We start from the raw sequence: 23,441 nt of genomic DNA on the forward strand, positions 1-23,441 counted from the left end.
CATTGTTATCCCTGCATCAACCTTGCTGGAGGAAATCCTTTAAACGCTGAGCGGCTTCACGGCATTCTTCGATGGTTGCCACCAGTGCCATGCGCACATGGTTGGCGCCGGGATTTTTCCCGTTCACCTCGCGGCCCAAATAACTACCGGGTAAGACGGTGATATGTTGTTCGGCAAATAGGCGTTGGGCGAAGGTTTCGTCACTTGTGTCGACTTTAGGCCACAGGTAAAAGCTGGCGTCAGGCTTGCTGACATCCAGTAATCCGTCAAGGGTGCTCAGAACACAGTCGAACTTTTCCCGGTAGGCATTGCGGTTAGCCAGTACGTGCTCTTCGTCCTGCCAGGCGGCAATGGAAGCTAATTGCGATGTGACTGGCATGGCGCAGCCGTGGTAGGTGCGATAGAGCAGGAATTTACCCAGAATGTCAGCGTCACCGGCGACAAAACCGGAACGCAGGCCGGGCAAGTTTGAGCGTTTAGACAAACTGTGGAAGACCACACAGCGGGCGTAGTCATGGCGGCCCATGTCGGCGCAGGTCTGCAGCAGCCCTACTGGCGGGTTTTCTTCGTCGAAGTAGAGTTCGGAATAACATTCGTCGCTGGCGATGACAAAATCGTGTTCGTCGGCCAACTGAATCAGTTTTTGCAGCGTTGGGCTATCGATAACGGCGCCGGTTGGGTTACCCGGTGAGCAGAGGAACAGTAGCTGGCAGCGTTGCCAGATATCGGCGGGTACAGCATCAAAATCCGGGATATAACCCTTGTCTTTATCGCAACTTAAAAAATGCGGTTCGGCACCGGCCAAAAAGGCAGCCCCTTCATAAATTTGATAGAAGGGATTGGGCGAGACAACCAGCGGGTTGGTTTTCTCGCGGTCGATAATGGCCTGGGTAAACGCAAACAGCGCTTCCCGAGTACCGTTAACGGGAACGACGTTGCGCTCAGCATCTACAGAGCCGTCTTGCAGCTTAAAGCGTCTGGTTAGCCACTCGGCAATTGCCTGGCGAAGTTCCGGCAGACCTTTGGTCGTTGGGTAATTAGCCAGGCGGCCCAGATTTTCTGTCAGGGTATCGAGTACAAACTGAGGCGGTAAATGTTTGGGCTCACCGATCGAAAGGGCAATGTGTTCAAGCTCTTCAGGGGCGGAAACTGCAGCTTTTAATTTGGCCAGTTTTTCAAACGGGTAGGGATGCAGTTTTTGTAAATCGGGATTCATTCTAATCTCTTTGTCTGTACCTGGTTTGTACTTATGAGAGGCCGTTAGCGGTCTCTTCGACTTGCGCGTCAAGTTGCTTACAGATTTCCTGTTGCAGTTTTTCACACACCTCTGGATCACTTAACGGGTTGCCATCTTGGTCGACTATAAAGAAGACGTCTTCTACCCGCTCACCCAGGGTGGCAATTTTGGCGTTTTGCAGCTGAATATCAAAGTCGATAAAGATGCGGCCAATGCGAGCCAGCAAGCCGGGGCGATCGGGACAGATTACTTCCAGCGCCGTTGCGCCTGTGTTGATGTCGTTGCTCAGGCTGGTGCGTGTTGGTGTGGCAAAATGCTTCAACTGGCGCGGTGTGCGTCGGCTGATGGTATTACGGTAGTCGTCCACCAGCGCCAATTCATCGATTAAGACCTGATGAATATGGGCAATGCGATCCGGGTCATCACCAATAGGTTGATTATTTTCATCGAGTACATAGAAGGTGTCGATGGTATAGCCGCCTTTTTCAGTGTTGTAGATACGGGCATCCTGAATGTTCAGGTTGAGCTGATCGAGTGCCGATGCAACTGCCGCAAACACATTGCCGCGGTTACGGGTGCGAATAAAGATTTGCGTGGCATTAACCAGTTCACGGTGATCACTTTCCTGAATCAGGATCAGATCTTCGGGGCTGCTATGGCCCAAAATCGCTTCGCCGTGCCAAGTGATATCGGCAGGGCTTTCGCGCAGGAAGTAGTCTTCGCCCAGGTATTCCCAGAGCTTTAATACGCGCTCGCGATCCAGACCTTTATCTTCCAGGCGGCGCAGTGCGGTCTCTTTGGTTTCGTCGATCCAGTCTTGCTTGTCGATCGGGTTTTCCAGGCCGCGACGCAACGCGCGTTTGGTTTCCAGGTACAGCTGGCGCATCAAGCTGGCACGCCAGGTAGTCCACAGGGTGGGATTGGTGGCGTTAATGTCGGATACGGTTAGCGCGTAGAGGTAATCCAGATGCAATTGGTCACCCACTTCGCGGGCGAAGTTATGAATGACGTCTGGATCACTGATGTCCTGCTTTTGTGACACTGAAGACATCAGCAGGTGTTTTTCTACTAGCCAGGCAACCAGGCGGCCTTCACGTTTTTTCAGGCCGTGGCGCTCACAAAATTCATAAGCATCGACAGCGCCCAGGGTGGAGTGGTCGCCACCGCGGCCTTTGGCAATATCGTGATACAAACCCGCTATGGTGAGCAGCAACGGCTTAGGCAGGCGCTTGTAGCAGTGGGCAGCTACCGGGAATTTTTCCGAGGCGTCAGCGTGACGCAACTTGCGAATATTGGTAACTACCGCCAGGGTGTGCGCATCGACGGTATAGATATGAAACAGGTCGTGCTGCATCTGCCCAATAATACGACCGAACTCAGGCAGGTAACGGCCTAAAATATTGTAACGTTTCATGCGGCGCAGCTGAGTAGTCAGTGCGTATTCGCAGTTGAGCAGCTGTAAAAATAAATCGATATTGCGTGGATCTTTACGGAAGTCGTCGTCAATCAGGTTGCGGCTTTCACGTAACAAGCGAATCGTTTCAGGTCTAACGCCGTGAATATTGCTGTCGTTACCCATCAAAACAAAGATTTCCAGCAGGGCGGAAGGATCCAGTTTGAATACCTCGGGGTGGGTGACCTCAATATAGTTATCACGCAGGCGGAAGCGGGGGTTGATGGGTTTTACAACCGCATCGACCGATGAGCTGAAAATGGCTTCATCCAGGTAATGAATCAGTACATCGTTTAGCTCACGTAAACTTAGCACAACGCGATAGTAGTTGTGCATAAACTGCTCTACAGCCAGGCTTTGGTCGTTGTCTTCAAAGCCAAACTCTTTGGCCAGGTTGCGCTGGTGATCAAACAGCAGGCGTTCTTCTGGACGAGCTGCCACCATATGCAAACCATAGCGAACTCGCCACAGATATTCTTCACCGGTTTGCAGTAGGGCAAATTCTTCTTCGGTGAAAAAATCCTTACCGCCGAGTTGCTTCAAGGTGCGAACACCAAAATAGCGCTTGGCCACCCAGGCAATAGTCTGGATATCTCGCAGGCCGCCGGGGGCGTTTTTAATGTTGGGTTCGAGATTGTACTCGGTGTTGTTGTGCTTTCTGTGACGAGCAATCTGCTCGTCCCACTTGGCACGGAAGAAATCTTTTACCGACCAGATGTGCTCAGGTCCGGAGCGTTTTTGTAATTCCAGACACAGGCCTGGATTGCCGACAATGGTGCGGCACTCCATGATATTGGTAGCAACGGTAATATCGTCACGGGCAATCTCGATGCATTGATCGATGGAGCGCACACTGTGGCCGATATCGAGACCGATATCCCACATCAGGGTAATAAAGCGCTCCAGGCTGTCGACATACTCTTCGGTTTTGTCTTCCTGCATTAATAGCAGTAGATCGATATCCGATTTGGGGTGTAGCTCACCGCGACCATAGCCGCCTACGGCCAGCAGGCTGATATCGTCACCCCAGTCGAACTGGTGCCAGGCATAGTGGAGGATGCAGTCGATAAACAGGGCACGTTCGTAGACCAGGGTGCGAACATCCTCACCTTCGCGAAAACGCACGTCGAACTGTAAGTTGGCCGCATTGATGGCGTCTTTAAAAACACCTATGCAGCGGCTGCCCGCTTCATTTAGGCTGCGACGAAAACGCGCCTGATCAAAGAAGAAAAGGGGGCGCTCGAAATAGGGGGTATCCATGGGCAGCCTTACAACTAGGTTAATAGAAGCTGGGTCAACAGATTAGAAACTTTCTTCAGTGCGTTTGGTCAGTACTTCAACACCATCGGCGGTAACCGCCAGGGTGTGTTCCCACTGAGCCGACAGGCGCTTGTCCTTGGTTTCCACGGTCCAGCCGTCTTTTAACAGCTTGGTGTGGGGTTTACCGGCATTGATCATCGGCTCGATGGTAAAGGTCATGCCTTCTTTTAATTCCAGGCCGGTATCGGGTTTGCCGTAATGAAGTACCTGAGGTTCTTCATGGAAGACATTGCCAATGCCGTGGCCACAGTATTCACGTACCACGGAGTAGTAGTTCTTCTCGGCGTGCTGCTGAATGATATGGCCAATATCGCCCAGGCGGCAGCCAGGCTTAACCAGCTCGATACCCTTGTACAGGCACTCCTGGGTGATATCCACCAGGCGCTTGGCGTGAGGAGCTACCTCACCAACGTAGTACATCTTGCTGGTATCACCAAAGTAACCATCGTAAATCACGGTGACGTCGATATTGACGATATCGCCATTCTTCAACACCTTCTTCTCGGAAGGGATGCCGTGGCAGATAACGTGGTTTACCGAGGTACAAATCGACTTTGGGAAGCCCTTGTAGTTCAGGCAGGCGGGAATGGCCTTCTGCACATTGACGATATGATCGTGACAGATCTGGTCGATTTCACCGGTGGTGACACCGGGTTTGACGTATTCACCGATCATTTCCAGTACTTCTGCCGCCATACGGCCGGCAACACGCATTTTTTCGATTTCTTCAGGGGTCTTGATAGAGACGTTCATAGCTTCCCAATAGTGGCAAATAGTTACCCAATAATAGTCGCCAGCAGGCGAAAGGAAGCTATTGTAAACCAAATTCCCGAGTCACAGTATGCCCTTGATTTTATGGGGGTATTTGCAGGGGATTAGGAGGGGTAAGTGAATATTGCTTTCGCTTGCTGCACGATTATGGTATAAAGCGCGCCCCGATCCCAAATGGGACGGGTAGAAGGGTCGCAATAAGCGGCTGTAATTACTGTCACACATATACCGACACATTTGTCTGGGTGCCCTGAGATTTTGGTTAAAAGCCATTGTAAATCAAGGGGTTGGCACATGGGGTATATGGAGGCTTAACCCGATTTAAAAGGAAAATCACATGTCTGTAAGCATGCGCGATATGCTGTCTGCTGGTGTTCACTTCGGTCACCAGACCCGTTACTGGAACCCGAAGATGGGTCAATTCATCTTTGGTGCTCGCAACAAGATTCATATCATTAACCTGGAGCACACCGTTCCTGCGTTCAATGAAGCTCTGGAAGTTGTTAAGCAAATGGCTTCCCAGAAGAAGAAAGTTCTGTTCGTTGGTACCAAGCGTGCCGCTCAAAAGACTATTAAAGAGCAAGCAGAGCGTTCCGGTCAGCCATACGTTAGCCACCGCTGGTTAGGTGGTATGCTGACCAACTACAAAACCATCCGTGCTTCTATCCGTCGCTACCGCGATCTGGAAGCCCAGTCTCAGGACGGTACCTTCGACAAGCTGACTAAGAAAGAAGCTCTGATGCGTACTCGTATGATGGAGAAGCTGGAGAAGTCCATCGGTGGTATTAAAGATATGGGCGGCCTGCCAGATGCATTGTTCGTGATCGACGTTGAGCACGAGCGCATTGCTATTCAGGAAGCCAACAAGCTGGGTATCCCTGTAATCGGTATCGTTGATACCAACAGCAACCCAGAAGGCGTTGACTACGTAATCCCAGGTAACGATGACGCCATCCGCGCTATCAAGCTGTACGTAACTGCTGTTGCGGATACTTGCCTGGAAGGTAACGCTAACGCTGCTACTGCTGTACCTAACAAAGACGAGTTCGTTGAAGTTAGCGACGACAGCGCTGCTGCTGCCGAGTAAGGCGTTGCGCCTGAGTAACCTGAAGGTTGCTCGAAAGCATTCATATTTCGCTCACACTACACCTGTAGTCTGTGAGCAGGGAGGGGGAGAGAAGCCGAGGTTTCTTCCCCCTTTTCTCCACTGAATTTAGCAAAATTGAGGATAAGATCATGGCAGTTAGTGCTTCCTTGGTTAAAGAATTGCGTGAGCGCACCGGCCTGGGCATGATGGAATGTAAGAAGGCCCTGAAAGAAGTTGATGGCGATATCAATGCCGCTATCGAAAACCTGCGTAAGGCGTCTGGCCTGAAGGCAGAGAAAAAAGCCGGCCGTACCGCTGCTGACGGTGTGGTTGCTGTTAAAGTTGCTGACGACAACAGCTATGCTGTAGTGGTTGAAGTTAACTCCGAAACCGACTTCGCAGCCCGCGACGAAGGCTTCCTGGCTTTCGTTAACACTGTTGTTGAGAAGGCTTTCGCTGAGAAAGCTAACGATGTTGAAGCTCTGGCTCTGGAAGATACTCGTCAGGCGCTGGTTCAGAAGATCGGTGAGAACATCGGTATCCGTCGTGTACAAACCGTTGAAGGTGGTGTTGTAGGTGCTTACGTTCACGCCAACAACCGCATCGCTGTAATCACTCAGCTGGAAGGTGGTAACAACGAGACTGCTAAAGACATCGCTATGCACGTAGCGGCTGTTAATCCTCAGGTTGTTAAGCCTGAAGATATGCCAGCTGAAGTTGTAGCGAAAGAAGAAGAAATCATCAAAGCTCAGCCAGATATGGAAGGTAAGCCTGCCGAGATCGTTGAGAAGATGATGGGCGGCCGTATCAAGAAGTTCCTGAAAGAGAACAGTCTGACCGAGCAGCCATTCGTTAAGAACCCAGATGTTACCGTTGGCAAGCTGGCAAAAGAAGCTGGCGCCGAGATCACTTCTTTCGTACGTTTCGAAGTGGGTGAAGGTATCGAGGTTGAAGAAGCTGACTTTGCTGCAGAAGTTGCTGCACAGGTTGCTGCTAGCAAATCTTAATCGAATCGATTGAGATTTGAACGGCATCTCGCTCGAGATGCCAATCCAAAAAGGCGGGGCTTCGGCTTCCGCCTTTTTGCTGTTACACTCTCCGGAATTTGTCGCAAATACGCCTTTCTTGGCCGCGACAAGCGTCCAACATTCTAGCAAAGCTGATAGTGGAGACTATTTGAATGCCCTCAAGCCGCGATAAGAAGTACAAACGTATATTGCTCAAGCTCAGTGGCGAAGAGCTGATGGGGGAAGAAGGCTTTGGTATTGACCCCAAAGTGCTGGATAAGATGGCCCTGGAAATTGGCCAGTTAGTGGGTATTGGTGTTCAGGTTGGCCTGGTGATTGGCGGTGGTAACCTGTTTCGTGGTGCAGCCCTGAGTGCGGCGGGACTGGATCGTGTTACCGGTGACCATATGGGTATGCTGGCGACTGTGATGAATGCCCTGGCAATGCGTGATGCCCTGGAGCGCTCCAATATCTCCTCCCGAGTGATGTCTGCTATCCCAATGAGTGGTGTAGTAGATCACTATGACCGCCGTAAGGCGTCCCGTTTTATGGATAACGGCGAAGTCGTTATTTTCTCTGCCGGTACCGGCAACCCCTTCTTTACCACTGACTCTGCCGCCTGTTTGCGCGGTATTGAGGTCAATGCAGAAATCGTTCTGAAGGCCACCAAGGTTGATGGCGTCTATACCGCTGATCCGATGAAGGATCCAACGGCCACCAAATACGACATGCTGACCTACGATGAAGCTCTGGAGAAGAAGTTGGGTGTGATGGACCTGACGGCCATTTGCCTGTGCCGTGAGCATGATATGCCGGTTCGCGTCTTCCGTATGGATAAAGCCGGTGCACTGTTAAATATTGTGGTTGGGGGCGACGAAGGCACCCTGATTGTGGAAAAAATCGAAGAGGATTCCGAGCAATGATCGAAGATATCAAACAAGACGCCCAGGATCGTATGCAAAAGAGCCTGGATGCCCTGGGTAACAATTTCAACAAAATCCGTACCGGCCGTGCTCACCCAAGCCTGCTCGACGGTATTACTGTGAGCTACTACGGTGCTGATACCCCGCTGAACCAGCTGGCCAGTATTTCCGTACTGGATGCCCGTACCTTGAGCGTAAGCCCGTTCGACAAGTCAGCGACTCCTGATGTGGAAAAGGCCATCATGAAATCTGACCTGGGTTTGAACCCGGTAACCACTGGCGATCTGATGCGTATCCCTATGCCGCCGCTGACCGAGGAAACCCGTAAGGGTTACACCAAGCAGGCTAAAGGCGAAGCAGAAAACGCGCGCGTATCCATCCGTAATGCCCGTCGTGATGCCATTGCCGATGTTAAAGATTTGCTGAAAGAAAAAGAAATCAGTGAAGACGATGAGCGTCGCGCAGCTGATGACATCCAGAAGATCACTGATAAGTTTGTTGCTGAGGTTGATAAAGCCTTGGCTGCAAAAGAAAAAGATTTGATGGAAATCTAAGATTCCTTAGATGGCTTAAGGGGTTGGTGAGTCAGCCCCTTGAGTGCCCCTCATAATAATAAGCACCCAACCTAAGGGTGTAGAACCCTCCATGTATGTATCCCGGAGTTTTACATTGTGACTGACGTTGCAACCCCCAACCGCCTTCGACATCTTGCCATCATTATGGATGGTAATAATCGCTGGGCAAAGCAGCAGGGCAAGGCCGGTGTCAGTGGGCACCGAGCGGGTGTTGAGCGTATTCGCGATGTGATGAGTGGTTGTAAAAAGCACGGCATCGAAGCGCTAACCCTGTTTGCCTTCAGCAGTGAAAACTGGCAGCGACCACCTAAGGAGGTGGAGGCGCTGATGGGGCTGTTTATGAGTTACCTGAAGAAAGAGGCTAAAAAGCTTCGCGAGGAGGGGGTGCAGTTACGGGTTATCGGTCGTCGTGATCGATTCAGTGATCGCATTCGCAAGGCTATCGTTGAAGCTGAGGCAATTGCTGATCACGGTGATTCAACCCTGGTGATTGCTGCGGATTACGGTGGCCAATGGGATATGGCTCAGGCGGCCAAACAGATTGCAGAAAAGGTTGCCCGCGGTGAGTTGAGCCCGGATCAGGTAGACGAAGAGCTACTGGGGCAGCATATTTGCCTGGCAGACCTGCCACCGTTAGATCTCCTGATTCGTACTGGCGGTGAAACCCGTATCAGCAACTATTTGTTATGGCAGGCCGCCTACAGTGAACTGCATTTTAGTGAGTGCTATTGGCCAGACTTTGATGAAGCGCAGCTGGATTTAGCGGTAGATGATTTTTACGGTCGCCAGCGTCGTTTTGGTAAAACCTCAGAACAAGTTCTAAACGGAGAGTAGATAGTGCTAAAGCAACGGATTATTACTGCAGTTATCTTGGCTTTATTAGTACTGGCAGCACTCTTCTACTGCACTCCTGGACAATTTGCCCTGTTGGTCGCATTTGCTGTGGTTGTGGCTGGCTGGGAGTGGGCCAATATGTCAGGCCTGAGTTCACGCCCGTTGCGTTATGGCTATGCATTGATCGTTATGATGGCGATTGCCTGGTGTGCTCGCTATACCGGAGCGCTGGGCGGTGAGTTGACAGATTTAGTAATTAACACCGGCTTGCTGGATAAAGAGCGGGTGCGCGAAATTCTAATAGTGGCCTGTGTATGGTGGGCCATGGCGCTGCTTTGGGTACAAACCTATCCATTAAGTGCCGTGATCTGGGGGCATCGCTGGTTGCGAGCCTTGATGGGCTTGCTGGTATTGGTGCCGACCTGGTTGGGACTGGTGATGCTGCATAATGAGCCCCATGGACCTCTGCTGATTTTGTTTGTGGTAGTGATTGTCGCTGCGGCCGATATCGGTGCCTATTTCACCGGCAAGGCGTTTGGTAAGCGTAAGCTCGCTCCAGCGGTAAGCCCGGCTAAAACCTGGGAAGGTTTTTGGGGCGGTATTACCTGCACTCTGATTTTGGCTTTTGCGGTAGGTTCTTATGTAGGGCAGGCAGCTGTATTGGTGGCTATTGTGATTCCAACAGCCCTGGCCTCGGTGCTGGGTGATTTACTGGAAAGTATGGTTAAGCGTCACCGCGGTATTAAGGACAGCAGTCGCTTGCTGCCGGGACACGGTGGTGTGATGGATCGTATTGATAGTCTGACGGCCGCTGCGCCGGTGTTTGCCATGGCAGTATTGGCTGCTGATTGGCAGGTTTCAATTTAGCGCTTATTGCAAGGTGTGTAAGTAGATAATGCAACAGCCCGTTACGATTCTTGGTTCTACAGGTTCTATTGGTGTCAGCACGCTGGATGTGCTGGCGCGCCATCCTGATCGCTACAGTGTATTTGCAATAACCGCTAACTCTCAGGTTGAGTTGTTGGCTGAGCAGTGTGTCACCCACAAACCGCAGTTTGCGGTGATGCGTGATGAGCAAGCGGCTGAACGTCTGGCAGCTGAATTGCGTCAGAAAAATTGTGAAACCGAAGTGTTATCGGGTGAGGCTGGGCTGGTAGCCGTTGCCGAGCATCAGGATACACAAGTTGTTATGGCGGCTATTGTTGGTGCTGCCGGTTTGGCGCCAACGCTTGCCGCGGCAGAGGCGGGTAAGAAAGTCCTGCTGGCCAATAAGGAATCGTTGGTCATGGCCGGCGATCTGTTTATGCAGGCGGTCAAGGGCAATGGCGCAACTCTGTTGCCCATCGACAGTGAGCACAATGCTATTTTTCAATGTTTGCCTGAGCGTTTTCAGGGGCTTGAGCACAATGGCATTCGCAAGATTCTGCTGACCGGTTCCGGTGGGCCTTTCCGAACTACACCTTTGGCAGAATTGCCGGGCATGACCCCGGATCAGGCCTGTGCCCACCCCAATTGGTCCATGGGCCGCAAGATCTCGGTGGATTCTGCGACCATGATGAATAAGGGGCTGGAATTTATTGAGGCATGCTGGTTGTTTAATGCCAGCCCGGACCAGATCGAAGTGGTAGTGCATCCACAAAGCGTTATCCATTCCATGGTAGAGTATGTGGATGGCTCGGTATTGGCACAGATGGGCAACCCGGATATGCGCACGCCCATTGCCCATGCCCTGGCATGGCCTGAGCGTATTGAGTCTGGGGTAGCGAGTCTGGACCTGATTGCGACTGCTCGTCTGGATTTTGAGGGGCCAGACTTTGAGCGTTTCCCGGGATTGCGTCTGGCCATTGAATCAGCCCGAGCCGGAGGCATTATGCCGGCGGTATTAAATGCGGCTAATGAGGTCGCAGTAGATGCCTTTTTGAATGAGCAGCTGCGTTTTGACCAGATTCCTGTTGTTATTGAGCAGGTATTAGCGCAAACAACTCAGGTTGAACCGTCCAGCCTGGCTGTGGTCAAAGACGCCGATGCGGCGGCAAGGCAGAAGGCCAATGCGCTGGTGGCCAGTTTTGGCGTGTGACAGGAATTTAGAGGTTACTGTAAGTAGAGGTCAATGGTGGATAGCATTCTGACAATCGTCTGGTTTTTGGTAGCACTGGGTGTTCTGGTGACCTTCCATGAATTTGGCCATTTCTATATTGCCCGCCGCTGTGGTGTGAAAGTGCTGCGCTTTTCTGTGGGGTTTGGCAAAACCCTGTGGAGCTGGCGCGACAAGCACAATACCGAATTTACTCTAGCCGCCTTACCCTTGGGCGGTTATGTCAAAATGCTCGATGAGCGTGAGGCAGAGGTCCCAGAGCATCTGCTGGATCAGGCTTTTAATCGCAAACCCGTTTGGCAACGTATCGCCATTGTCGCAGCCGGCCCGATTGCCAACTTTATTCTGGCGATTTTGCTGTTCTGGGTGCTGCTGTTGCGCGGTACCGTGGATGTTGCGCCTGTGGTTGGCTCTGTAGAACCGAATTCGGTTGCCGAGCAGGCCGGTTTGTCGGTCGGGCAGGAAATTGTTGCTGTTGATGGTGTATCTACGCCAACCTGGCAGGACCTCAATCGTCGTTTGCTCCAGCGTCTGGGTGAGAGTGGTACCATTGCTTTTACTGTGAAATATGAAGATTCCGACCTGCGTTATGAATCTGAAGCGACCCTGGATAACTGGCTCAAGGGCGTGGATGAACCAGACCCGGTAAAAGGCCTGGGCCTGAGCATGTGGGAACCGGAGATTGAGAATGTAATTGCTCAGGTGATGCCTGAGAGCCCTGCAGCCAAGGCGGGTTTTAAGGTCAATGATCGTATTATCGCCGTTGACGATCTCTATCAACCTGGCTGGATGGAGTGGGTTGACTATGTGCGTGAGCGTCCGGGCCAAACCATTGCCGTAGAAGTTGAGCGTGATGGTAGCCGTCAGGTGATCAATGTTGTGCCTGCATCGGTGGAAGATACCACCGGTAAAACTGTTGGTCGGGTTGGTATTGCGGGTTCGCGTACCTGGCCGGAAGAATTACTGCGCCGCACCGATTACAGTGTCTGGGGCGCCTTTGTCGGTGGAGTCCATAAAACCTGGGATACCTCCGCATTTGTACTTTTATCACTGAAAAAGCTAATTGTTGGGGAAATCTCCACGAAAAACTTGAGTGGACCCATCACCATTGCTAAAGTTGCGGGCTCTTCTGCCAAAGCGGGCATTGGTTATTATTTGGGCTTTTTAGCCCTGCTCAGTGTCAGTTTAGGGGTGTTTAATCTGTTGCCGATTCCCGTACTGGATGGCGGTCACTTGCTCTATTACCTGGTTGAGGTAGTAAAGGGCAGCCCGGTATCCGAGAAGGTGCAGATGATGGGGTATCAATTGGGATTGATGATGATTGTCGGTGTTATGGTCTTGGCACTGTACAACGATGTAATGCGCCTCTGATTGCGCGCAGTCTCTCACTGTTGATCAACACTTAATGAAGGATTTAGAGCCTGGCGACAGGTTCTGGGGCAGGTTATTGGCCTGACAGCAGGGATGTTTGCTGCCTGTCTTCAATAACGACTTAAAACCATATAAGCAAAATTAGAATCAAAAATATGAAGCGATTGCGCCTCCTGGTTATCAGTTTAGTTCTCTTCCCCCTGGCTGTTGCAGCCCAGGACTTCCGCGTTACCGATATTCGCGTTGAAGGCTTGCAGCGTGTCTCAGCGGGTACCGTGTTTGCCGCCTTGCCAGTGCAAATTGGCGACACCATGGATTCCGTAGCTGTACAGAGTGCCACTCGCTCACTGTTCCGTACCGGTTACTTTGCCGATATCGAAATCGGCCGTGACGGCAACATTCTGGTGATTACCGTTAAAGAGCGTCCCGCCATTAGCGAAATCGAGATTGAAGGTAACAAGGCCATTAAAACCGAAGACCTGCTCAAGGGCATGTCTGAGAACGGTTTGTCAGAAGGCCAAATCTTTAAGCGCGCAACCCTGGAAGGTTTGACCCAGGAGCTGCAACGCCAGTATGTGGCGCAGGGCCGCTACAGCGCCAAAGTTGAAACCGAAGTGGTTGACCTGCCACGCAACCAGGTAAAACTGGATATCACCGTTGACGAAGGCTCGGTGGCAGCGATTAAGCATATCAACGTCGTAGGCAACACCGTTTTCACCGATCAAGAGTTGGTGGACCTGTTTGAACTGAAAACCACCGGTTGGTTGTCCTGGTTAAACAGCAACGACAAATACTCAAAAGAAAAGCTGTCTGGCGATATCGAGCGCCTGGAGAGCTACTACCGCGACCGCGGTTACCTGCAATTCAATATTGATTCTACCCAGGTTTCCCTGACGCCAGATAAAGAAGGCGTCTATATCACCGTTAATATCACCGAAGGTGGTATTTACACTGTAAGCGGTGTGGATCTGGCCGGTGAGCCGGTAGTACCGGAAGAGCAGATTCGTCAGCTGATCTTGCTGCGTGAAGGCCAGACCTTCTCTCAGGTACTGATGACCACCACTTCCGACTATATTACCCGCCGTCTGGGTAACGAAGGCTATACCTTTGCCGAGGTTCGCGGCATCCCTGAGCGTGATGACGAAAACAACACGGTAAAAGTGACCTTCTTTATGGATCCAGGCAAGCGAGCCTATGTCCGTCGCATCGATTTCCGCGGTAACACCAAGACGTCTGATGATGTACTGCGTCGTGAAATGCGCCAGATGGAAGGTGGTTCAGCCTCTACTGCGCGAATCGAGCAATCCAAAGTACGTTTGGAGCGTCTGGGCTTCTTTAAAGAAGTCACGGTTGAGAATCTGGAAGTACCGGGTACCTCTGACCAGATCGATGTGGAATACACCGTAGAAGAACAACCTTCCGGTAGTATCGGCGCCAGCCTTGGTTTTGCCCAGGACTCCGGTATTGTGCTGGGTGCCAACATTCAGCAGAACAACTGGTTTGGTACCGGTAAGCGTGTAGGCTTTAACGTATCGACCTCGTCCTATCAGACTGTGTATAGCTTTAACTACACCGACCCGTACTTTACCCCGGATGGTGTAAGCCGTGGTTTTAACCTGTTCTACCGCGAGCGTGACTTTGAAGAGGTTAACGTATCGAGCTATACCACGGACTCCTTTGGTGGTTCGGTGAACTTTGGTTATCCGATTTCTGAGATTTCCCGTTTGGGCTTTGGGGTTGGGTTAACTAATATATCGATTGAGACTGGTGATCAGGCAGTTCAAGAGATTATTTCATCGCCGCGTTTACGGAACAATATCGATAATGAGTTTATCTTAGACAGTAATGTGGATGAGTGTACTGATACTGATGCAGGCACAATTTGTAATCCTACCCAGTCAATCACAGATAGTATGCTCACGACCAATCCATCAGGTTGGGTAGATGATAACGGAGATGATTTCAATATCTTAACCCTGAACTTTAACTGGCGTGAATCTACTTTGAACCGCGGTCGTCTGGCGACCCGTGGTGCATCCCAGTCCGTTTCTCTGGAACTGAGTCTGCCTGGTGGTGATTTGGAATACTATAAACTGACTTACCAAGGCCAGTACTTCCGTCCATTAACCAAGAACCTTACGCTGCGTTTGCGTACCGAGCTGGGTTACGCGGATGCCTATGGTGATACGACTGAGTTGCCGTTCTTTGAAAACTTCTACGCGGGTGGTTTTGGTTCTGTCCGTGGCTTTAAACGAAATACGCTTGGTCCACGTGCTACTCCTGCTGAAATTTACCGCGCTGTAAGTATCGACAGCAATAATGATGGCACTCGTGATCAAAACGTTTATGTTTCTGATGATGCCGCAAATGAGCTTTTAACTACTATTTCAGGTGATGACGACGATCCGTTCGGCGGCAATATTTTGATCGAAGGTAGTGCCGAAATCCTGTTCCCACTGCCATTTATCAAAGATCAGCGTTCTATCCAGTCCAGCTTCTTTATCGATGCCGGTAACGTATTCGATACCGACTGTGGTGATGGTCAGCTGAACTGTTATGACGTCGACTTTGGCAAGATCAGTGCTTCAATGGGTATCGGTGTAACCTGGATTACCGGCTTTGGCCCGCTGACTTTCAGTTTAGCAAAAGCCCTGAAAGAGCAGGAAGAAGACGAAACCGAAGTGTTCCAGTTCTCTCTGGGTACTGCGTTCTAATTATCGGGTTTAACCTAAGTAAAGTGTGAATTTACGGTGCTCTAAGCCATTTCGCCTTAGAGCACTTTCATAATAATAAATGGAGATGTACTTGTGCGTATTTTGAAATCTTTTGCAATTGCCCTGGTGGCAATCACTCTGTCTGCTACTGCAATGGCTGAAGGTAAAATTGCGGTGTTTAATGCCCAGGCGGCGATTATGAATACCCAGGCTGCAAAGAAAGCTCTGGAATCTTTAAAAGCTAATCCAGAATTCGCTGCAATGACTGCAAAGTTCGAAGCCCTGCGTGCTGATATGGCTGCTCTGGAAAAAGAAGCCAACACCAAAGGCATGACCTGGAATGCGGAAGAGAAAGCTGATTACCGCAAAAAGGTTGAGTTTAAAAACGCCGATATGAAGCTGGTGCTGGAAAAACTGCGTGCCGAAGAGCAGGCTGCTGTTCAGCGTCTGATGCAGGATATGATTCCTAAAGCTAAAAGTGCTTTGAACCAAGTGGTTGTTGCTGAAGGTATCAGTGTTGTGATTGACAGCAAGTCTGCACTCTATGCTGATCCAGCTCACAACATCACGGCCAAAGTGACCGACAAGCTGAATAAAGCGAAGTAACTTTTGCTGTTGGTAAATCAGTGTCCATAGATTCGTCGTCCATGGCTCCATCGGACAAAAACAGGCATTACCGTCTGCAAGATCTGGCGTCCTTTTTGGACGCCGATTTAGTTGGTGACCCCGAATGTGAGATTTCGGGGCTGAATACCCTGCAGGATGCCACTATTGGTCAGTTGGCCTTTCTGGCTAATCCTGTTTATCAGAAATACCTGGCAACCACCAAAGCCAGTGCGGTGATTATTCACCCGAAGCAAGCCGACGCCTATTCTGGCAACAAGCTGATTATTGGTAATCCCTACCTGGCTTACGCACGGCTGACAGAAAGATTTGCCCCTCAATTAGCTCAGGACGCCGGTGTGCATGCAACGGCTTCAGTTGATCCAAGTGCTGAGATTGCTGCCAATGCTGTTATTGGCGCCAATGCGGTGGTTGATGCAGGCGCTCACATTGGTGCTGGCGTAGTCGTCGGTGCTGGAAGCTATGTTGGTGCGGATTCAATTATTGGCGAAGGTACAAGGCTTTACGCCAATGTTTCCGTGTACCATGGTGTGAGTATTGGTAAAAACGGCATATTCCACAGTGGCAGTGTCATCGGTGCCGATGGTTTTGGTTTTGCACCCAGCGACCAAGGGTGGGTTAAGATTCACCAGCTCGGCGGTGTAGTCATTGGCGATAATGTTGAAGTCGGCGCCGGTACGACTATTGATCGCGGCGCGCTGGATGACACCGTGATTGCCGATGGGGTGATTCTCGATAACCAGGTACAGATTGCCCACAATGTGCGTTTAGGTGAAAACACCGCCATTGCCGGCTGCGTCGCTGTAGCTGGCAGCACTCATATTGGAAAAAACTGCACCATTGGCGGCAAAGCCGGTATCATTGGCCATCTGCAGATTACCGATAATGTGCATGTGACCGCCATGTCACTGGTGACCAAATCGATTACTGAATCCGGTTCCTATTCTTCCGGAACCGGCGTCGATAAAACAGAAAAATGGCGTAAAAACGCCGCCCGTTTTGCCCAGCTGGATAAGCTGGCAAGACGTTTGGCAAAACTCGAAAAGAATCAATAAGGCTCCTTAGAGGGTCAGTTTATGACAGGGCCGCGCTTAACGTGGCTGAGCAGTTGGAAGCAAGACCTATGATGGATATCGCAGAAATTCGTAAATACCTCCCGCACCGTTACCCGTTCCTGTTAGTGGATCGTGTGGTAGAGTTGGTTGAAAACGAATCTATTGTTGCTTATAAAAATGTCTCTATTAACGAAGATATTTTTAATGGCCACTTTCCCCAGGCACCTATTTTCCCAGGTGTTATGATTGTTGAAGCCATGGCGCAAGCCTCTGGTATTCTGGGTTTTAAGTCCCAGGGTAAAACGCCAGAAGATGGTTCTCTGTATTTGTTTGCCGGTGTCGACAATGTGCGCTTTAAGCGTCAAGTGGTACCGGGTGATCAGTTAATGCTGGAATCCAAAGTGGTTTCCGTAAAGCGTGGTATCTGGAAGTTTGAATGTCGTGCCACTGTAGAAGGCGAGCTCGCCGCTTCTGCCACTATTATGTGTGCTGACCGTAAGGTCGTGTGAACAAATCTAGCCAAAGGCATTAATCCGTACAGGATACAAAACATTGATAGACCCTCGCGCAATTATTGATCCTTCCGCCAAATTGGGCGCCAACGTTGACGTTGGCCCCTGGTCCATCATTGGTCCCGATGTGGAGATTGGTGATAACACCGTGGTGGAATCCCACGTGGTGATTAAAGGGCCAACGGTTATCGGTCAAAACAATCGGATTTACCAATTCGCCACCGTAGGTGAGGGAACTCCAGACCTTAAGTATCAAGGTGAGCCTACTCGTCTAGTTATCGGTGACAACAATGTGATCCGTGAAGGTGTCACTATTCACCGTGGTACTGTTCAAGATCGCAATGAGACCACGATTGGTAACGATAATCTGCTAATGGCCTATGTGCATGTGGGGCACGACAGTGTGATTGGCAACCACTGCGTACTGGTAAACAACGCATCACTGGCTGGCCATGTCCATGTGGACGACTGGGCTATTCTCGGTGGCTACACCCTGATCCATCAGTTCTGCCGTATTGGTGCCCACTGCTTTACCGGTATGGGCAGTGCCATTGGTAAAGATGTACCCGCCTATGTGATGGTAACGGGCAATCCAGCATCTGCTAAAAGTATTAACGCCGAAGGCTTACGTCGACGTGGTTTTAATAAAGACGAAATCGCAACCATCAATAAAGCTTTTAAACTGGTTTATCGTCGGGGTTTAACCGTTGATGAGGCCCTTGCCGAATTAACTAAACTGGCGGAAAACTGCAGTGCCGTATTGCCGATTATCGAGTCTTTAAAGACCTCCAGTCGCGGCATCGTACGCTAAGTATGAGCGCCGACAGTACCTCAGCAAATCTTCCTGCTACAGAATCTCTACGAATTGGTATTGTTGTGGGCGAAGCCTCGGGAGACATTCTCGGGGCCGGTTTAATGCAAGCCATTCAGCGTCGTTACCCTAATGCCCGCTTTGAAGGGATCGGTGGCGAGCGCATGCTCAAACTCGGTTTTAAAAGCTTCTTTCCCCAAGAGCGCTTGGCAGTCATGGGCTTGGTTGAACCGCTTAAGCGCCTGCCTGAGTTGTTACGCATCCGCAAAACCCTGATTAATCACTTTATTGATAATCCGCCCGACGTGTTTATAGGGATTGATTCACCGGATTTTAATCTGACCATTGAAGGTAAGCTAAAGGCGGCAGGTATTCCTGCGGTTCACTATGTCAGCCCGTCGGTATGGGCCTGGCGCCAGAAGCGTATTGTAAAAATCGCCAACAGCGTTGATTTGATGCTAACGCTGTTGCCCTTCGAAGCTAAGTTCTATGAAGAGCATCAGGTGCCGGTGACGTTTGTCGGGCACCCTCTGGCCGATGATATTCCTCTCGATACCGATAAGGCTGAAGCTCGAAAAAGTCTGGGGTTGCCCGAGCAGGGCAAGCTGATTGCATTGATGCCTGGTAGCCGGGGCGGAGAAGTGAAGCTGTTGGGACCGGTATTTTGGCAGACGGCTCAGTGGCTACAGGCCAAGTATCCAGAGGTTAAGTTTGTGGTTCCCGCGGCAAATGCACAGCGCCGGCAACAAATTGAAACGCAATTGGCGGAGCAGGGCGAATTGCCGTTGACGCTGATTGATGGGCAATCTCACGAAGCTATGGCGGCAGCAGATGCGGTGTTGATGGCATCGGGTACTACCACACTGGAAGCGATGCTGTTAAAACGTCCAATGGTGGTCGCCTATAAATTGGCGGCTCTATCCTTTGCGATTATTTCTCGCATGGTGAAATCGAAATATTTTTCCCTGCCCAACCTGCTTGCTGATAAACCCCTGGTGCCTGAGTTATTGCAAAAACAGGTAACGCCACAAGCGCTGGGAGAAACCTTGTTGGGTTATCTGCAAAATAATGAACAAACGCAACAGATGACAGATGCGTTTTACGAGCTGCACCAGCAGTTACGCTGTGATGCCAGTGACAAGGCTGCACAAGCCGTATTAGCGTTGATCGGAAAAGAGTAATGGAACCATTTGTAAGCAGTTACCAAGGTTTATTAGGCGCTGGCGTTGATGAGGTGGGGCGAGGGCCTCTGGCTGGTGATGTGGTAACGGCTGCGGTTATTCTTGACCCGGATAATCCTATCGAAGGGCTAAACGATTCCAAAAAACTCACCGAAAAGCGTCGCGATAGTCTGTTTGATGAAATCCAGGAAAAAGCCAAAAGTTTTTGCATTGCCCGCTGTAGTATTGCCGAAATTGATAAGCTCAATATTTTACAAGCCAGTTTGCTAGCCATGAAACGTGCGGTGGAAGGACTACATATCCAGCCGGAACATGTCTGGGTAGATGGTAATAAAATTCCCCAGTGGGATTATGCTGCGGAAGCCGTGGTAAAAGGCGATGCTCGCGTTGCCGCCATTGGTGCAGCGTCTATTCTGGCAAAGGTCACCCGTGATCGGGAAATGGTAGAAATGGATAAACTCTATCCCGGTTATGGTTTTGCAGGTCACAAAGGTTATCCGACCAAGGTGCATATGCAAGCCCTGGATAAGCTGGGGCCGTGCCGGATTCACCGGACTTCTTACGGGCCCGTTAAAGCCAAACTGGAACAGATGACACTGTTTTAGGTTATAAATCCCTCCTAGTAATTTCTTTTCGATCTTAATGGCGTTTTTAATAACGCCTGCCTATTACCGCCTGCCAACTAGAGCAAATCCTTCTAGATTGGTGCTTGGCTTTGAGCACTGCTTCAAGGAATATGGATTTCATTACGTCCTGTGAGAGCACATGATGAGTGAACCATCTTCCTCGCCAAAGTTAGAATATTGGCTGCAGCAACTCGGTCATGCCGAGCTGCCGGCCCTGTCGGGAACTGTACGAAAAATGATGCAGCTGACCGAGAAGCAGCAAAGCTCAGCACAGCAACTCGCACAGGTAATTTTGCCGGATGCCGGCGTGACGGCAAAGTTACTTAAAGTGGCTAACAGTGTTCACTTTAATCCTACCGCCGTGCCCATTAATACCATCAGTCGCGCTATCGTTATGTTGGGCTTTAATGAGTTGCGACGTATTGGTTTAAGTGTTGTTTTTATTGATTCGCTGTTACAAAAAAACGCTAACCATATACTCAAGCAGCGTTTGGCCGAATCCTTACATGCCGCCGTACAAGCGAAAAACCTGGCGTTTGATTTAGATGATGAAGATCGTGAAGAGGTTTTTATTGCTACGCTATTTCAGCATTTGGGAGAGCTGTCTTTTCTTTCCAGCTCTACCGTTGAATGCAAACGTTATCTCGAAAACTTACATGCAAAGCCCCAGGATTCCCGATCATTGGGGCGGGAAGTCTTAGGTATAGGCTTTTCTGAGCTTACCCAGGGTCTGGCCACAGATTGGCATCTTCAGCATCTCCTAACGCCGGTCAATCGAGAGGCGGAAGAGGCCGTGCAATTGGGTGACAGGTTGGCGCAAACCTGGGACGAGGGTGTGGATTCACGTCCTATGCGACAGTTGATTACGTCTGTTGCAGCCTATACCGGTTTAAGTTTACCGCGCAGTAAGGATCTGGTTGAAGCCAGTGCCAGGGAAGCCGCCAAGCTGGCTCAGCAGTATGAGTTGGAGAGCCTGCATGAGTTTTTGCCAGATGCCAATGCCAATCCTGCCTTGGTAGAAGGTGATCAGGACAGTTTTCACCAGATGAACTACCTGCATAAAATTTCCGTATTGGTACGAGAAAATGCGTCGCTACACCGGGTCTTTCAATTGATTACAGACGCGATTCACTATGCGGTGGGTTTTGGTCGAGTGATTGTCGTAATGCACGATCAGGACAAGCACAACTTTGAAGTTCGCTATTGCTTGGGGGATAGTCTTGAACGCTTAAGGGTCAAGGGAAAGATTCCTATCAAGACGCAGCAGGACGATATCTTATCCAGAGTTATCAAAGAGCGTAGTTGTGAGTTAATTAAGCGGCAAAGCAGCTCGGAAGATCGAGGTCGACTGCGGGTATTTTCTCCAGAAGATGATTGCTGCTGTGGGCCGATTGAAATTGAGGATGAATTGGTTGGTGTTATTTATGCTGACAACCGTGATCAGCCGATCAGTGATGAAAATTATCAGGCCTTCCAATTATTTGTTGAACAGTTGAACATGATCTGTGCTTGCCTGGTGTATCGCCGCCTTCAGGGCAGTTTGCCCAAATTACAGCGTGGACAGCACAACTGACAGTTTGGCAAACCTGCGATTCTAGGCAATGGTTTCTAAGTAATGGTTTCTAGGTAATGGTTTTTTGGCGCTGATTTCTTGGTAAACTGCGGCGTAAAACGCTAATAGTGCCAGGGAATGACTCATGACCGCTCAATCACTCTTGCTCAACCGTTTTCTGACTCGTATCGAGGTTATCGGAAATCGGTTGCCTCACCCAACACTGCTGTTTATTTATCTGTGCGGATTTATCCTGGCGTTATCCTGGTTGTGTGCCTGGTTGGGAGTCGGGGCGTTACACCCGGTTAATGGTAATACGGTATCCGCGGTCAATTTGCTTAATGCGGAAGGTTTACAACGTATTCTGGCCAATACTGTTACCAACTTCACCCAATTTGCACCCGTGGGTACGGTACTGGTTGCGATTATGGGGATTGGGGTCGCGGAGCACAGTGGCTTACTCGGTGCAGTCCTACGCGCTACGGTTATCAAGGCACCAGCCAAATTACTGACATTTACCATTGTATTGGCTGGAGTACTGTCCAGTTTGGCTGCCGATACTGGCTATGTGGTTTTGATTCCTCTGGCGGCGATGATCTTCGCTGCTGTCGGTCGCTCGCCTGTTGTGGGGATCGCGGCGGCGTTTGCGGGTGTTTCTGGCGGATACAGTGCCAACCTGTTGATTGGCCCTCTCGATGCTATTTTAGCCGGTATATCCACCGAAGCGGCTCGCTTGGTAGAGCCAGGATATGAAGTCAGTGCGGCAGGCAACTATTATTTTATTCTCGCCTCCACGTTTATGATTGCTGCTGTTGGTACCTGGGTAACAGAGCGATGGATTGAACCGCGTTTTCCGCACGATGGCACTAATGCCAGTGGTGTTGAAGCGCTTAAACCCTATGAAAAGCGGGCATTAAAACTGGTGGGTGCCTTTTCCCTGGTATTTGTAGGGTTGCTGTTATGGGGGCTGATACCGGAAACCGGTGCCTTACGTCATCCAGAAACCGGGAGTATTCTTCGCTCACCGTTTATTAAGGGCATTGTCACCATTATCGCAGTGTATGCGGCCTTGGCGGGTTTGCTCTATGGCAAGGTGTCCGGTAATTTTCGTCGCGGTCAGGACTTTGTGCTGGGGATGGAAAAAAGCATGGCAACTATGGCCAGCTATTTGGTGCTGATGTTTTTTGCCGCCCAGTTTGTCAGTTATTTTGGCTGGAGTCAGCTGGGGATTATTGCCGCTATTAATGGCGCGGAAGTGTTGCAGCAGTTACAGCTCAATACGGCATCCTTGCTGGTAGGGTTTGTTTTGCTGGCGGCAATGATCAACTTATTGGTCGGTAGTGCTTCGGCTAAATGGGCGCTAATTGCGCCTGTGTTTGTGCCTATGTTGCTGCTGACGGGAATCTCTCCGGAAGCTACACAAGTGGCTTACAGAATCGGTGACAGCGCTACTAATATCATTACACCACTGATGCCGTATTTTGGTGTGGTAGTGGCTTTTGTGCAGCAATATGACAAGCAGGCGGGGATTGGCACCATTGTCGCGGCCATGTTGCCCTACAGTGTCATGTTTATTGTCGCTTGGTCACTGTTGTTGATGGCCTGGATACTACTGGGGCTGCCTTTGGGGCCTGGGGCTGAGATTTTTGTTGGCTCAGGGCAGGCTTCATAGTTGTGGCGGCTTTGCACTCCC

The 23,441-nt window shown here is 50.4% G+C and carries 20 protein-coding genes; 17 read left to right on the forward strand and 3 right to left on the reverse strand.

The features are described 5' to 3' along the window. Nucleotides 1–16: 16 nt before the first annotated feature. From dapC to map, 3 genes are read right to left on the reverse strand one after another with little or no spacing between them, the layout of a single operon-like run. Nucleotides 17–1,216 (reverse strand): succinyldiaminopimelate transaminase, encoded by a 1,200-nt coding sequence (dapC, locus tag ACGHZ6_RS07350; RefSeq protein WP_390618181.1) that lies wholly within the window; start codon nt 1,214–1,216, stop codon nt 17–19. Nucleotides 1,217–1,247: 31 nt separating this feature from the next. Then, nucleotides 1,248–3,950 carry a [protein-PII] uridylyltransferase gene (locus ACGHZ6_RS07355; protein WP_390618182.1) on the reverse strand — a complete coding sequence of 901 codons (2,703 nt, stop codon included), beginning with the start codon at nt 3,948–3,950 and terminating at the stop codon, nt 1,248–1,250. A gap of 42 nt (nt 3,951–3,992) precedes the next feature. Continuing rightward, nucleotides 3,993–4,784: a type I methionyl aminopeptidase gene (map, locus tag ACGHZ6_RS07360; protein WP_390619153.1), complete on the reverse strand. Its 792-nt coding sequence runs from the start codon at nt 4,782–4,784 to the stop codon at nt 3,993–3,995. A 334-nt stretch (nt 4,785–5,118) separates the two neighbouring features. Here map and rpsB point away from each other — a divergent pair, with 334 nt between their 5' ends. The 17 genes from rpsB (at nt 5,119) to ACGHZ6_RS07445 (ending at nt 23,420) form a co-directional block, all read left to right on the forward strand. Further along, nucleotides 5,119–5,868: a 30S ribosomal protein S2 gene (rpsB, locus tag ACGHZ6_RS07365; RefSeq protein WP_390618183.1), complete on the forward strand. Its 750-nt coding sequence runs from the start codon at nt 5,119–5,121 to the stop codon at nt 5,866–5,868. Between the two features lie 149 nt (nt 5,869–6,017). Next, the gene (gene tsf / locus ACGHZ6_RS07370; protein WP_390618184.1) at nt 6,018–6,875 is read left to right on the forward strand and encodes a translation elongation factor Ts; all 858 of its coding nucleotides are present in this window, start codon (nt 6,018–6,020) and stop codon (nt 6,873–6,875) included. A gap of 173 nt (nt 6,876–7,048) precedes the next feature. Further along, nucleotides 7,049–7,798, forward strand: coding sequence for a UMP kinase (gene pyrH, locus ACGHZ6_RS07375; protein WP_390618185.1), 750 nt, complete (start codon nt 7,049–7,051; stop codon nt 7,796–7,798). Next, nucleotides 7,795–8,352, forward strand: a complete 558-nt coding sequence (gene frr / locus ACGHZ6_RS07380) for a ribosome recycling factor (protein WP_390618186.1) — start codon at nt 7,795–7,797, stop codon at nt 8,350–8,352. The genes pyrH and frr overlap by 4 nt, the downstream gene beginning before the upstream one ends. Nucleotides 8,353–8,469: 117 nt before the next feature. Continuing rightward, complete coding sequence (gene uppS / locus ACGHZ6_RS07385; RefSeq protein ID WP_390618187.1) at nt 8,470–9,207, forward strand: polyprenyl diphosphate synthase; 738 nt, start codon at nt 8,470–8,472, stop codon at nt 9,205–9,207. Nucleotides 9,208–9,210: 3 nt separating this feature from the next. After that, nucleotides 9,211–10,074, forward strand: a complete 864-nt coding sequence (locus ACGHZ6_RS07390; RefSeq protein WP_390618188.1) for a phosphatidate cytidylyltransferase — start codon at nt 9,211–9,213, stop codon at nt 10,072–10,074. 28 nt (nt 10,075–10,102) lie between these two features. Then, nucleotides 10,103–11,284: a 1-deoxy-D-xylulose-5-phosphate reductoisomerase gene (gene ispC / locus ACGHZ6_RS07395; protein ID WP_390618189.1), complete on the forward strand. Its 1,182-nt coding sequence runs from the start codon at nt 10,103–10,105 to the stop codon at nt 11,282–11,284. Nucleotides 11,285–11,317: 33 nt separating this feature from the next. Beyond that, complete coding sequence (rseP, locus tag ACGHZ6_RS07400) at nt 11,318–12,673, forward strand: sigma E protease regulator RseP (RefSeq protein WP_390618190.1); 1,356 nt, start codon at nt 11,318–11,320, stop codon at nt 12,671–12,673. Nucleotides 12,674–12,828: 155 nt separating this feature from the next. Beyond that, nucleotides 12,829–15,387, forward strand: coding sequence for an outer membrane protein assembly factor BamA (gene bamA / locus ACGHZ6_RS07405; RefSeq protein WP_390618191.1), 2,559 nt, complete (start codon nt 12,829–12,831; stop codon nt 15,385–15,387). A 93-nt stretch (nt 15,388–15,480) separates the two neighbouring features. Continuing rightward, a complete protein-coding gene (locus ACGHZ6_RS07410) occupies nt 15,481–15,993 on the forward strand; it encodes an OmpH family outer membrane protein (protein ID WP_390618192.1) in 513 nt (170 codons plus the stop codon). Between the two features lie 41 nt (nt 15,994–16,034). Further along, nucleotides 16,035–17,066, forward strand: coding sequence for a UDP-3-O-(3-hydroxymyristoyl)glucosamine N-acyltransferase (gene lpxD / locus ACGHZ6_RS07415; protein WP_390618193.1), 1,032 nt, complete (start codon nt 16,035–16,037; stop codon nt 17,064–17,066). A 68-nt stretch (nt 17,067–17,134) separates the two neighbouring features. After that, the gene (fabZ, locus tag ACGHZ6_RS07420; protein ID WP_390618194.1) at nt 17,135–17,575 is read left to right on the forward strand and encodes a 3-hydroxyacyl-ACP dehydratase FabZ; all 441 of its coding nucleotides are present in this window, start codon (nt 17,135–17,137) and stop codon (nt 17,573–17,575) included. Nucleotides 17,576–17,597: 22 nt separating this feature from the next. Next, nucleotides 17,598–18,389: an acyl-ACP--UDP-N-acetylglucosamine O-acyltransferase gene (lpxA, locus tag ACGHZ6_RS07425; RefSeq protein ID WP_390619154.1), complete on the forward strand. Its 792-nt coding sequence runs from the start codon at nt 17,598–17,600 to the stop codon at nt 18,387–18,389. A gap of 2 nt (nt 18,390–18,391) precedes the next feature. Further along, a complete protein-coding gene (lpxB, locus tag ACGHZ6_RS07430) occupies nt 18,392–19,570 on the forward strand; it encodes a lipid-A-disaccharide synthase (protein WP_390618195.1) in 1,179 nt (392 codons plus the stop codon). Beyond that, nucleotides 19,570–20,175, forward strand: coding sequence for a ribonuclease HII (gene rnhB / locus ACGHZ6_RS07435; protein ID WP_390618196.1), 606 nt, complete (start codon nt 19,570–19,572; stop codon nt 20,173–20,175). Before lpxB ends, rnhB begins: the two co-directional genes overlap by 1 nt. Before the next feature lie 160 nt (nt 20,176–20,335). Beyond that, on the forward strand, nt 20,336–21,769 hold the full coding sequence (locus tag ACGHZ6_RS07440; protein WP_390618197.1) for an HDOD domain-containing protein: 1,434 nt from the start codon (nt 20,336–20,338) through the stop codon (nt 21,767–21,769). 124 nt (nt 21,770–21,893) lie between these two features. Next, nucleotides 21,894–23,420 carry an AbgT family transporter gene (locus ACGHZ6_RS07445; protein ID WP_390618198.1) on the forward strand — a complete coding sequence of 509 codons (1,527 nt, stop codon included), beginning with the start codon at nt 21,894–21,896 and terminating at the stop codon, nt 23,418–23,420. Nucleotides 23,421–23,441: the final 21 nt, after the last annotated feature.

The sequence above is a fragment of the Maricurvus nonylphenolicus genome, assembly GCF_042854845.1.
Classification (GTDB): domain Bacteria; phylum Pseudomonadota; class Gammaproteobacteria; order Pseudomonadales; family Cellvibrionaceae; genus Maricurvus; species Maricurvus nonylphenolicus.